Below are 12389 nucleotides of genomic sequence, written 5' to 3'. Positions count from 1 at the left end.
GGAGGGTCCTTCGCACGCTTTCCGTGAACGCGCTGCGGGGCCGCCGGTTCGTCCTGGTGGCGCGGGGCCGATACGCTGGGCGACTGCCCTGACCAAACGCGACGTGGGAAGACGAGAGCGACGTTGACCGGTATCCATGGCCGCCGCGGCCCCTTCACCGACGGCGACACCGTGCAGTTGACCGACCCGAAGGGTCGCATGCACACCATCACACTGCGTGAGGGTGGAGCCTTCCACTCGCACAAGGGCAAGGTCGACCACGACGACCTCATCGGCGAACCCGAAGGCAGTGTGGTGCGCTCCAACACCGGCACGGCCTACGTGGCGCTGCGCCCCCTGCTCATCGACTACACGCTCTCCATGAAGCGTGGTGCGACCATCGTCTACCCCAAGGACGCCGCCCAGGTCATGGTCGAGGCCGACATCTTCCCGGGCGCCCGGGTGGTCGAGGCCGGAGCCGGATCGGGCGCCATGTCCAACTGGCTGCTGCGTGCGGTCGGTGAACAGGGCATGGTCCACTCCTACGAGCGCCGCGCGGACTTCGCGGAGATCGCCCGTAAGAACGTGGAGAGGTTCTACGGCGGTCCGCACCCGGCCTGGAAACTCACCGTGGGCGACCTGGTCGAGGAGCTCGACGAGACCGAGGTGGACCGGGTCTTCCTGGACATGCTCGCTCCCTGGGAGTGCCTGGACGCGGTCGCCGGGGCGTTGATCCCCGGTGGCCTGGTGTGCTGCTACGTGGCCACCACCACCCAGCTCTCCCGGGTGGTGGAGGAGTTGCGCGAGGACGACCGCTTCTACGAGCCGCGCTCCTGGGAGACCATGCTGCGCACCTGGCACGTGGAGGGCCTGGCGGTGCGCCCGGACCACCGGATGATCGGCCACACCGGTTTCCTGGTGACCGCGCGCCGTCTGGCCGACGGGGTGGAGGCGCCCGAGCGCCGGCGCCGCCCGGCCAAGGGCGCCTACGGCAAGGACTACGAGGCGGCCAGGGCCGCCGCCGACGCGGGTGCGAAGGCGGCCGCGCCCGCCGCGCCCGCCGTCGAGCCCTCGGCGGGGGCTCCGGACGAGGGGAGCGCCGAGAACCGGGAGTGAGAGCGGTCCGCGGGTGAACGTGGTCCCCCGGGGCCCGTCCGGAACTGTGTCCGGGCGGGCCCCGGCCTGTCCCGGGGAGGTCGTGGGAGGCGTCCGCGGCCGCCGGAACGCGCCGCGGCGCCTGGTCGGCACTTGCCCCGGGCCCGCCACGGAGGTTACTTTCTCATTACGCCGGGTCGCTCGTCACCACTGTGACCTGTGCCTACGCAGGGTCTCGACAGGAGGCCCGCGACACTCTCCGAAACTTGAAGGTTAGGAAAGGGACAGGTTAGGTAGGACCCCGAGTAGTCGTCCTTCTCATAGGGAGGTGGCGGACGTGGCCGAGCGCGAAGACGAGCGTCAGAGCGACCGGGACCGTGAAGTCGCTGAACTCACGGCCCAGGTCTCCTACATGGAAAAGGAACTCAGCGTGGTTCGGCGTAAGCTCGCCGACTCGCCCCGACATGTGCGTCTGCTGGAGGAGCGGTTGCGGGAGGCCCAGGCCGACCTAGCCGCCGCGAACGGGCAGAACGAACGGCTCGTCTCCACACTCAAGGAGGCGCGCGAGCAGATCGTGGCACTCAAGGAGGAGGTCGACCGGCTCGCACAGCCACCGTCGGGCTTCGGTGTCTACCTTGGGTCCCGCGACGACGAGACCGTCGAGATCTTCACCAACGGCCGCAAGATGCGGGTCAACGTCAGTCCCTCCGTGGACATGGACAACCTGCGCCCCGGCCAGGAGGTCATGCTCAACGAGGCGTTCAACGTCGTCGAGGTGGAGTCGTTCGAGACCGTCGGCGAGGTCGTCCTGCTCAAGGAGGTCCTCGAGGACGGTGAGCGGGCACTGGTGATCTCGCACCACGACGACGAGAAGATCGTCCGGTTGGCGGAGCCGTTGCGGGACGAGCCCATCCGGCCCGGTGACTCACTGCTGTTGGAGCCCCGTTCGGGGTACGTGTACGAGAGGATCCCCAAGTCCGAGGTCGAGGAGCTCATCCTCGAGGAGGTGCCCGACATCTCCTACACCGACATCGGTGGCCTGTCGGGGCAGATCGAGATGATCCGCGACGCGGTCGAACTGCCCTTCCTCTACAAGGACCTGTTCCGGGAACACGAGCTCACCCCGCCCAAGGGCGTGCTGCTCTACGGCCCGCCCGGGTGCGGTAAGACGCTCATCGCCAAGGCCGTCGCCAACTCGCTGGCCAAGCGGGTCGCCGAGCGCACCGGCCGTGACGTCGGCAAGAGCTTCTTCCTCAACATCAAGGGCCCGGAGCTGCTGAACAAGTACGTGGGCGAGACCGAGCGGCACATCCGCCTGGTCTTCCAGCGTGCCAGGGAGAAGGCCTCCGAGGGCACCCCGGTCATCGTGTTCTTCGACGAGATGGACTCGGTCTTCCGGGTCCGCGGTTCGGGTGTGTCCTCCGACGTGGAGAACACCATCGTCCCGCAGATGCTCAGCGAGATCGACGGTGTGGAGGGGCTGGAGAACGTCATCGTCATCGGCGCCTCCAACCGTGAGGACATGATCGACCCGGCGATCCTGCGGCCCGGCCGCCTGGACGTCAAGATCAAGGTCGAGCGGCCCGACGCCGAGGGCGCCCGGGACATCTTCGGCAAGTACATCACCGACGGGCTGCCGCTGCACGAGGACGACCTCGCCGAACACGGCGGTTCGGCCTCGGCCACGGTGGACGCCATGATCCAGCGGGTCGTGGAGCGGATGTACACCGAGGGTGAGGAGAACCGCTTCCTGGAGGTCACCTACGCCAACGGTGACAAGGAGGTCCTGTACTTCAAGGACTTCAACTCCGGCGCGATGATCGAGAACATCGTCTCGCGGGCCAAGAAGATGGCGATCAAGGACTACATCGACCACCAGTCCAAGGGGCTCCGGGTGTCGCACCTGTTGCAGGCCTGCGTGGACGAGTTCAGCGAGAACGAGGACCTGCCCAACACCACCAACCCGGACGACTGGGCCCGGATCTCCGGCAAGAAGGGCGAGCGCATCGTCTACATCCGGACCCTGGTGACCGGCAAGAAGGGCGCCGACTCCGGTCGGTCCATCGACACCGTCGCCAACACCGGCCAGTACCTGTAACGGCGCTCCGCCGCCGTGTCCGCCTTTCGGGGCCCGTGTTCCGGGCTCCAGCGGTGGCCGCAACACCCTGACTTCGGGGGTTGCGGCCACCGTGTCGTTTCCGGGGAAGGGACGAGTCCGTCTCCGACTCGGGTTCCCGCCCGTCCGCCCGGCCTGCCGGATAACACCCGTTGGTAGGTCCAACCGAACCGTTTGGCCGGGGCTTGTGCGGCACTGGTCGCGGTTTTGCTGCGAATCCAAGCGAAGTGGCTCCGACCTGCGTCGACACGGTCATCTGAGCCCTTTTGAAACGCCCGGGAAGACGGCGCTTAGGCCACAATTGGCGCGGAAGCGTTCAAGACCGGTCTCTGGCGGATAACCTCTCACCATGAGTGTGCGGCGGATTATGGGTATCGAGACCGAATACGGGATCTCCGTGCCGGGAAACCCCGGGGCCAACGCGATGGTCACCTCCACCCAGGTGGTCAACGCCTACCTGGCCGCCTCGGCGGCCCGGGCCAGGAAGGCCCGCTGGGACTTCGAGGAGGAGAACCCGCTGCGCGACGCCCGCGGGTTCGACCTGGCACGCGAGGTCGCCGATCCCACCCAGTTGACCGACGAGGACCTGGGGCTGGCCAACGTCATCCTCACCAACGGCGCGCGCCTGTACGTGGACCACGCCCACCCCGAGTACTCGGCCCCCGAGGTCACCAACCCGCGCGACGCCGTCCTGTGGGACAAGGCCGGAGAGAGGGTGATGGCCGATGCCGCGGCCCGGGCCGCGGCCACCCCGGGGATAGAGCCGATCCAGCTGTACAAGAACAACACCGACAACAAGGGCGCCTCCTACGGCTGCCACGAGAACTACCTGATGCACCGGTCCACGCCCTTCGGGGACATCGTCCGGCACCTGATCCCGTTCTTCGTCTCCCGCCAGGTGGTGTGCGGCGCGGGCAAGGTCGGGATCGGCGCGGACGGCCAGGGCAGCGGTTTCCAGATCTCGCAGCGGGCCGACTTCTTCGAGGTCGAGGTGGGCCTGGAGACGACCCTGAAGCGTCCCATCATCAACACACGGGACGAACCCCACGCCGACCCCGACCAGTACCGGCGCCTGCACGTCATCATCGGTGACGCCAACATGAGCGAGATCTCCACCTACCTCAAGCTGGGGACCACCGCGCTGGTGCTGTCGATGATCGAGGACGGTTTCCTCAGCACGGACCTGTCCCTGGAGACCCCGGTGGCCGACCTGCGGGAGATCTCCCACGACCCGGGGCTGACCCACCGGGTCCGGTTGCGGGACGGGCGGCGGATGACCGCTCTGGAGCTCCAGGGCGAGTACCTGGACCAGGCCCGCAAGTACGTCGAGGACCGGTTCGGCACCGACGTGGATCCCGACACCGCGGACGTGCTCGACCGGTGGGAGTCGGTTCTGTCGCGGTTGGCCTCCGACCCGATGAGCCTGGCCACCGAACTGGACTGGGTCGCCAAGCTCAAGCTCCTGGAGGGCTACCGGTCCCGGGACGGGCTGGAGTGGTCCCACCCGCGCCTGCACCTGGTGGACCTGCAGTACTCCGACGTGCGCGCGGACAAGGGCCTCTACAACCGCCTGGCAGCCCGCGGCCGGATGCAGCGCCTGGTGGAGGACTCCGAGGTCAACCGGGCCGTCACCGAACCGCCGGAGGACACCCGTGCCTACTTCCGGGGGCGCTGCCTGGCCAAGTACGCCGACGAGGTGGCCGCGGCCTCCTGGGACTCGGTGATCTTCGACCTGCCGGGTTACGACTCCCTGCAGCGCGTCCCCACCCTGGAGCCGCGCAGGGGGACCAAGGAGCACGTGGGCGGGCTCCTGGACGCCTCCGCCACCGCAGCGGACCTGGTGGCGGTCCTGGCCGGAGGACGCCGGGGCTGAGACCGGCCGGGGAGGTGCGCCCCGCGGAGCGCACCTCCCCGATCGCGACGCCCGCCCCGATCGCGACGTCCGCCCCGGACGCCGCGCAGGCGCTCGGGGCCGGGACCGTCCGGGTGTTCGCCCCGTGTTCCCCCGTCCGGCGGAGGGTGGCGGGCGCGGGAACGCGGGTGCCCCCGTCCGCGGGGCGGACGGGGGCACGGGTTCGGTGCTGCCGGGGGGTTAGCTGGTCCTCAGCTGGATGCCCCAGGAGTTCAGCGCCGGGTTGACCTCCTGGTAGTAGGTGGTGCCGCCCCAGGTGCAGTTGCCGGAGCCGCCCGAGGTGACGCCCTGGGCCTGGCTGCCGGAGATGAACGAACCGCCGGAGTCGCCGGGCTCGGCGCACACGTTGGTCCGGGTCATGTTGTACACGGTGCCCTGGGGGTAGCTCACGGACTGGCCGCGGGCCTGGATGGTCCCGCAGTGCCAGCCGGTGGTGGAGCCGGAGCGGCAGACGGAGGAGCCGATGGGCGCCTGGCTGGAGCCCGAGACGGTGGCGTAGCCGCCGCTGTTGTAGCGGCTGACCAGGTTGGTCAGCGTGAAGTTGGACGTGCCCCGGACGAAGGCGGCGTCGTTGCCCGGGAAGACGGAGCGCTCGAAGACGCCCCGGCCGTTGCCGATGGTGACCTGGGTGCCCACGGTGCCGCAGTGTCCGGCGGTGACGAAGCCGGGCTGGCCGGAGGAGTTGGTGGCGGGGAAGCCCACCGAGCAGCGGCCGCCCATGTAGTAGGCGAGACCGCCGATGATGTTGGCGTACATCTCGGGCTGCTTGCTGGTGGTGGTCACCTCGACGGCGGAGGCGTCCACGCCCGCGTCGGCGAGGAGGGCGTCCACGTCGGCGCCGGAGCCCTCCAGGACTTCCAGGACGACGGTGTCGCCCTCCACGTCCGGGTACCAGCCGACCACGCCGGGCTCGGCGTCCGCCTCGTTGAGGTCCTGCACGATCGCGTCCAGGCCTTCGGTGCCGTGCGAGACCACCTCGGCCTCGGCGCCGGCGGCCTCCACGGCTTCGACCGCGGCGCTGTCCGTGACCAGGACGGTCAGTTCCATGCTGTCGGTGTCGAACACGGAGCCGCCGTAGGCGTCTCCGGCGGCCTCGGCCGCGGCCTCGTCGACCTCGGTGGCGGTGTCCTGGGCGGTGAGGAGTTCCTCGGCCTCGAACGGGGTGAGGCCGAGGTCACGCTCGAGCGCCTCCTGCATGGAGACGGCTTCGGCTTCGGGGGAGGGTGACTGGGGTAGCGGTCCGGGGGCCGCGAGGGCTCCCGGGGCGGCGGCCAGAACCATGCCGAAGGCAAGGGCTCCGGTGCCGATTGCGGAGACAACGGGGGAGGGTCTCATTGGTCCCTACTCTCCTGGGGGGAATTGACGGGGGATCGGGGCCGAATACTCTGCGGCCCCCTTTGTTCACCGAGACATCCGGTAAACAACGCCTAACCATAGGTGCACGTTTTGGTGAGGGAAAGACCGTCAGAACGATGAAGCATTCAGTTCGGTATGGGGAGATCCGATGACGGGCCCAAAGGCGGTCGCGGAACGTGTCCGCGTGGTGGCCCACCTTGAGGTTGTCGGAGCCGAACCGTTACCCAATGAATTCGGGCGCTGAGCGCAAGGGGGGTTTTCTGGCCACATCCGGACAGTGGTACCACGTACCAAACGTGTTCGTCCGGACACACAGTCGTAACACCCGTGGTCAGGGGGGCGTGATTGGTCCCCCTGGCGCACGGGGAAGCCCCCGTGCGCTGATGCGGACGGGGGCGTCGGGTCGACGGACCGTTCGAGTGCCCCGCCCGCCGCACGTCCCCCGCCGTTCGGACTGCCGGAGGCCGCGAGCCCGGCGGAACGGCGTCCGCGCCCTTCGGGTGCGCCTCGCCAACGGGCATCGGCCTTCGTCCGGGGCGCCTGTTCGGTCTCCCCCCGGATGCCGCCCGGGCGGTGGAGGAGCCGGTGTCCGCGGCCCCGTCGGGGGCGATTACCCGTGCCGGGCGGCGAAATTCCGGGGAATCGGCCGTTCGTCCACGGGGAAATCGGATCATAGGAACGAGGGTGCACGGGTATTCCCGGTTTCCGGTGGGCGGGGCGCCCGCCCTCGTCCCCGGTGAAGGGACGCCTGGAGCACGGGCTGCGGAGCCGCGTCTGCGAAGCGTGCGCACCGCCCGGCCCCGGCCCCCGGCCGGGACACGCCCGAGGCGGATCCGCGCCCCCGCTGCGCCCGGTGTGCGCGAACACGGGACGATTCGAGGTAACTAGCGGGTATCGGGCTCCGGGAAGGGGGTTGAGCCGGGTGCTGTTGGGCCAAGATAAGGGCGAGAGCCCCGAACGGGAGGTAGTGAGCGATGGCGAACGACAACGGTGGTCAGAAGCACTCGTCCCGCCGCGACGAGGAGGTCGAGGAGACCGAGGCCGCGACTGAGGCCCAGGAGCGCAACGAACAGCTGGACGAGGACGTCGACGACATCCTGGACGAGATCGACGACGTGCTGGAGAGCAACGCCGAGGACTTCGTGCGGCAGTTCGTGCAGAAGGGCGGTCAGTGACCTCCGGGTTCGCTGACAGCGCACCCGGGCGCCGCTGACCCCGGGGTGCGCGGAGTTAGGGTCAACCCCATCGGCCGGGTCACTCCCGGCCCGCAGACTGACAGACAGACGGACGACAGGCGCCCCACCCGCCCCCGAGACGGGGTGGGGCGCGAGTGGAGGGAGTCGCGTGTTCGAAGGTTTCGAGGGCGGACGGATGTCGGCCGCTTTCATGAGTGCGGGGACCTCGTCCTTCACCGAGTTTCTTCGGGAGGTCAACCCCGAACTGCTCCCCGGGCAGCACCTGGGCACGGGCGGCGGCACCACCGAGCACCTCACCCCGGACGCGACGACCATCGTCGCCCTGACCTTCCCCGGGGGCGTACTGCTGGCCGGTGACCGACGTGCCACCCAGGGCAACGTCATCGCCAACCGTGACATGGACAAGCTCTACCGGACGGACGAGTTCTCCGCGGTGGCCATCGCCGGTTCGGCCGGAATCGGCATCGAGATGGCCAAGCTCTACCAGGTCGAGCTGGAGCACTACGAGAAGCTGGAGGGCCGTTCCCTCTCCCTGGAGGGCAAGGCGAACAAGCTCGCCCAGATGGTCCGCGGCAACCTCGGCATGGCCATGCAGGGCTTTGTCGTGATCCCCCTGCTGGTCGGTTTCGACGAGAACACCGAACAGGGGAGGGTCTTCAGCTACGACGCGGTGGGCGGCCGCTACGAGGAGCACCGCTACCACTCCATCGGTTCCGGGTCGGTCTACGCCAGGGGCTCCATGAAGAAGCTCTACCGGGAGGACCTGGACGAGACCACGGCGATCAGGGTGGCGTTGGAGTCGCTCTACGACGCCGCCGACGACGACTCCGCCACCGGCGGCCCCGACCTGCACCGCAAGATCTTCCCCCTCGTCGACGTCATCACCGGGGACGGACACCGGCGGATCTCCGCCGAGGAGGTCGCCCGGCTGGCCACGGAGGTGGTCGAGGGGCGGGCCGCCGATCCCGACGGCCCCACCGCCCGGCTGGGCTGAGCCGGCCGCAGCCCCCACGACAGACCTCTCCCGACTAGGTAAGGAACGATCCGCGGTGTCGATGCCGTTCTACGTCGCCCCCGAACAGCAGATGAAGGACAAGGCGGACTACGCGCGCAAGGGCATCGCGCGCGGCCGCAGCGCCGTCGTCCTGCAGTACGAGGGCGGAATCCTGATGGTGGCGGACAACATGTCCCGCACCCTGCACAAGATCAGTGAGATCTACGACCGCATCGGTTTCGCCGCGGTCGGCCGCTATCCCGAGTTCGAGAACCTACGCCTCATGGGCGTCCGCTTCGCCGACGTGCGCGGTTACCAGTTCGACCGCCGTGACGTCAGCGGCCGCCAGCTCGCCAACATCTACGCCCAGACCCTGGGCACCGTCTTCAGCGAGAGCCTCAAGCCCTGGGAGGTCGAGATCGTCGTCGCCGAGGTCGGCGACACCGCGGCCGACGACGAGATCTACCGGATCACCTTCGACGGCTCCATCGTCGACGAGCAGGGCTTCGTCGCGGTGGGCGGCTCCTCCGAGCACGTGTCCACACAGCTCAAGGACCGGTTCTCCGCGGACGCTCCGCTCAGTGCCGCCCTGAACTCGGCCACCCACGCCCTCGCCCACGAGAACGGCGAGGAACGTGAACTGGAGGCCACCAACCTGGAGGTCGCCGTCCTGGAGCGGGACAGGCACCACCGCAAGTTCCGCCGCATCCACGGCAGCCGCCTGGCCTCCCTCATCGCGGAGGGCAAGCGGGGAACGGCCGAGAACGCCTCCGGCGGCGGGAACGGCACCGGGGACGGGGCCGACGAGTGACCTGTAAGCGATGACCACGGTGCGGCGCCGCCCGGGTGCCGCACCGTCCGGGCGGGTGTGGGCGACGCGGCCCCGTCGTCCACCCCACGGTGACGGGAAGTTGGTGAGGCCGCGTGGAACGACGGATCTTCGGGCTGGAGAACGAGTACGGGGTCACGTGCACCTTCCGGGGGCAGCGCCGCCTGTCGCCGGACGAGGTCGCCCGTTACCTGTTCCGGCGGGTGGTCTCCTGGGGGCGCAGCAGCAACGTGTTCCTGCGCAACGGCGCCCGCCTGTACCTGGACGTGGGCAGCCACCCCGAGTACGCCACCCCCGAGTGCGACAGCCTCGTGGACCTGGTGGCCCACGACAAGGCCGGCGAGCGCATTCTGGAGGGGCTGCAGGTCGACGCCGAGCAGCGCCTGCACGAGGAGGGCATCGCCGGGGACATCTACCTGTTCAAGAACAACACCGACTCGGCGGGCAACTCCTACGGGTGCCACGAGAACTACCTCGTCGGCCGGCACGGGGAGTTCGGCCGTCTCGCCGACGTCCTCATCCCCTTCCTGGTCACCCGGCAGATCATCTGCGGCGCAGGCAAGGTGCTCCAGACCCCCCGGGGCGCGCTGTTCTGCGTCAGCCAGCGCGCCGAGCACATCTGGGAGGGCGTGTCCTCGGCGACGACGCGCTCCCGCCCCATCATCAACACCCGGGACGAACCCCACGCCGACGCCGAGCGGTTCCGCCGTCTGCACGTCATCGTGGGCGACTCCAACATGAGCGAGACCACCACCCTCCTCAAGCTGGGCTCCACCGACCTGGTGCTGCGGATGATCGAGGCCGGGGTCGTCATGCGGGACTACACCCTGGAGAACCCCATCCGGGCGATCCGCGAGATCAGCCACGACATGACCGGCCGCCGCAAGGTGCGCCTGGCCAACGGCCGCGAGGCCAGCGCACTGGAGATCCAGCGCGAGTACCTGGACAAGGTACAGAGCTACGTGGACCGGCACGGGACCGACGCCGTGGGCAAGCGCATCCTGGACCTGTGGCAGCGCACCCTGGAGGCGGTCGAGACCCAGAACCTGGAGACGGTCTCCCGGGAGATCGACTGGGTCGCCAAGTACCTGCTGCTGGAACGCTACCGGGACAGGCACGACCTCTCCCTGTCCTCTCCGAGGGTGGCCCAGCTCGACCTCACCTACCACGACATCCACCGTGAGCGGGGTCTGTTCTACCTGATGCAGCAGCGCGGGCAGATGGACCGGGTCGTCGAGGACCTGAAGATCTTCGAGGCCAAGTCGGTGCCCCCGCAGACCACCCGCGCCCGGCTGCGCGGCGAGTTCATCCGCAGGGCCCAGGAACAGCGGCGGGACTTCACCGTCGACTGGGTCCACCTCAAACTCAACGACCAGGCGCAGCGCACCGTGCTGTGCAAGGACCCCTTCAAGTCCGTGGACGAACGGGTGGAGAAGCTGATCGCGGGCATGTGACACCGGCGTGCGGGCGGGGCTCCGCGGGCGGACCGGAGACGGTTTCCCGCGGGGCCCCGCTTTCGGAGCGGCCACCGCTCACCCTCCCTCCGGCCGAAATTCCCCGGATGGGTGCTCCCGGGGGGCTGGCCGCACTCCGACTGTTCGGTAGTGTGACCCTGTCCTGAGCCGGAAATCAGAGGTTGTGACCCATGCACCGACGTGCTGCCGCCCTCGCGGTGCCACTGACCGCCATCGCCTTGGTGGTCTCCAGCTGCGCATCGATCCCGGAGGAGTGGCGTACCCCCGCCTTCCTGCGCATGAACGACGACGCACTCGACTCGCGGTTGCCCGAGGTCACCGGCGAAGTCGGTGAGGAACCCGAGATCACCTTCCCCGACATCGAGCCTCCGGACGAGGAGATCTCCGGTGTCGTCAGCAAGGGGTCGGGCGAGGACGTCCTCGTCGGTGCGGACGACCTGGTCGTCGCCAACGTCGTCCAGTACCAGTGGACGGCCCCCGGCGAGGGCGAGAAGGTCGAGGGCCAGTCCAGCTACGAAAACGGCGCTCCCGACCTGGTGCGTATGGAGCAGATGCCCGAATACATCACCGAGACCCTGGTCAGCCAGCCCCTGAACAGCCGTGCGGTCTACGTCTTCCCGCCGCTGACGCCGGAGGAGAGGGAGCAGGCCGAGGCGATGGGGCAGCCGGCGCCAGAGGGGGCCAGCGTCCTGGTCATCGACTTGGTGGACCGCTTCAGCAAGGGCGCCGTCGTTCCGGGCGAGCAGACCGACAACGGCGGCGGCGACCTGCCCACGGTCACGCAGGACGGCCACAGCCAGCCCGAGATCGAGATCCCCGAGGACACCGAGCCCCCCGAGGACCTGCAGGTCGTCCCCCTCATCGAGGGCGACGGCGCCGAGGTCGAGGAGGGCCAGCAGATCGTCGCCCAGTACACGGGCGTGCGCTGGGAGGCCGACGAGAACGGCAACCACCCGGTCTTCGACTCCAGCTGGAACCGCGCGGGCGACCCCCTGGACGCCACACTCGTCAGCGGCGAGCAGGGCGGCCTCATCGAGGGCTGGGTCGAGGGCATGGCCGGACAGAAGGTCGGCAGCCGCCTGATGCTGGTCGTACCCGGTGACATGGCCTACGGCGAGACCGCCGAGGAGGCCCAGGGCAGCCCGGCGGGCACCCTGGTGTTCGTGGTCGACATCCTGGGCGCCTACGACAACCCGCCGCCGCCCGAGCCCGCGGAGGAGGAAGGCGGCGAGGAGGCCTCGGACGAGGAGGGCGCCGCCGAGGACGGGGCCGACGAGGAGTCAGCCGAGGAGTGAGGACTCCGGTGGGGTGAGACCCCGTAACCCCGGGCCCCGTGGGCGAGACCGCCCGCGGGGCCCTGTCATGGGCGGCACCGACACTCCCGGCCCCCGCGAACATCCCCGGTGAGTCCGACTCCGTGCGTAGAGTTGATCACTC

Annotated in this window: 9 protein-coding genes; 8 read left to right on the top strand and 1 reads right to left on the bottom strand. The window is 69.3% G+C overall.

What is annotated here, in order from left to right:
• Nucleotides 1-123 precede the first annotated feature (123 nt).
• The 3 genes from AC0VYD_RS16020 to dop all read left to right on the top strand — a co-directional run bounded on the left by AC0VYD_RS16020 (nt 124) and on the right by dop (nt 5063).
• On the top strand, nt 124-1095 hold the full coding sequence (locus AC0VYD_RS16020) for a tRNA (adenine-N1)-methyltransferase (protein WP_475476330.1): 972 nt from the start codon (nt 124-126) through the stop codon (nt 1093-1095).
• A gap of 307 nt (nt 1096-1402) precedes the next feature.
• Nucleotides 1403-3172 (top strand): proteasome ATPase, encoded by a 1770-nt coding sequence (gene arc / locus AC0VYD_RS16015; protein ID WP_473039162.1) that lies wholly within the window; start codon nt 1403-1405, stop codon nt 3170-3172.
• Between the two features lie 367 nt (nt 3173-3539).
• Nucleotides 3540-5063 (top strand): depupylase/deamidase Dop, encoded by a 1524-nt coding sequence (gene dop, locus AC0VYD_RS16010; protein WP_475476329.1) that lies wholly within the window; start codon nt 3540-3542, stop codon nt 5061-5063.
• A gap of 219 nt (nt 5064-5282) precedes the next feature.
• Here the strand turns inward: dop and AC0VYD_RS16005 are convergent, their stop codons facing one another.
• Nucleotides 5283-6437 carry a S1 family peptidase gene (locus AC0VYD_RS16005; protein ID WP_475476328.1) on the bottom strand — a complete coding sequence of 385 codons (1155 nt, stop codon included), beginning with the start codon at nt 6435-6437 and terminating at the stop codon, nt 5283-5285.
• Nucleotides 6438-7432: 995 nt separating this feature from the next.
• Here AC0VYD_RS16005 and AC0VYD_RS16000 point away from each other — a divergent pair.
• The 5 genes from AC0VYD_RS16000 to AC0VYD_RS15980 all read left to right on the top strand — a co-directional run bounded on the left by AC0VYD_RS16000 (nt 7433) and on the right by AC0VYD_RS15980 (nt 12247).
• Nucleotides 7433-7633 carry a ubiquitin-like protein Pup gene (locus AC0VYD_RS16000; RefSeq protein ID WP_475476327.1) on the top strand — a complete coding sequence of 67 codons (201 nt, stop codon included), beginning with the start codon at nt 7433-7435 and terminating at the stop codon, nt 7631-7633.
• Between the two features lie 169 nt (nt 7634-7802).
• On the top strand, nt 7803-8648 hold the full coding sequence (gene prcB / locus AC0VYD_RS15995) for a proteasome subunit beta (RefSeq protein ID WP_475476326.1): 846 nt from the start codon (nt 7803-7805) through the stop codon (nt 8646-8648).
• Nucleotides 8649-8703: 55 nt separating this feature from the next.
• On the top strand, nt 8704-9459 hold the full coding sequence (gene prcA, locus AC0VYD_RS15990; protein ID WP_475476325.1) for a proteasome subunit alpha: 756 nt from the start codon (nt 8704-8706) through the stop codon (nt 9457-9459).
• 113 nt (nt 9460-9572) lie between these two features.
• Nucleotides 9573-10931 (top strand): Pup--protein ligase, encoded by a 1359-nt coding sequence (gene pafA, locus AC0VYD_RS15985; protein WP_191271715.1) that lies wholly within the window; start codon nt 9573-9575, stop codon nt 10929-10931.
• A 191-nt stretch (nt 10932-11122) separates the two neighbouring features.
• Nucleotides 11123-12247 (top strand): FKBP-type peptidyl-prolyl cis-trans isomerase, encoded by a 1125-nt coding sequence (locus AC0VYD_RS15980; protein ID WP_475476324.1) that lies wholly within the window; start codon nt 11123-11125, stop codon nt 12245-12247.
• Nucleotides 12248-12389: the final 142 nt, after the last annotated feature.

The organism is Nocardiopsis sp. iso_40, from assembly GCF_056173285.1.
The sequence above is the reverse complement of the archived record's forward strand: the minus strand, read 5'-3'. Positions and strand labels throughout refer to the sequence as shown.

Bases quoted from the DNA above. Each gene is read 5' to 3' on its own strand.
- AC0VYD_RS15980 (WP_475476324.1), top strand. From the start codon at position 11,123: ATGCACCGACGTGCTGCCGCCCTCGCGGTGCCACTGACCGCCATCGCC.
- dop (WP_475476329.1), top strand. From the start codon at position 3,540: ATGAGTGTGCGGCGGATTATGGGTATCGAGACCGAATACGGGATCTCC.
- AC0VYD_RS16000 (WP_475476327.1), top strand. From the start codon at position 7,433: ATGGCGAACGACAACGGTGGTCAGAAGCACTCGTCCCGCCGCGACGAG.
- AC0VYD_RS16005 (WP_475476328.1), bottom strand. From the start codon at position 6,437: ATGAGACCCTCCCCCGTTGTCTCCGCAATCGGCACCGGAGCCCTTGCC.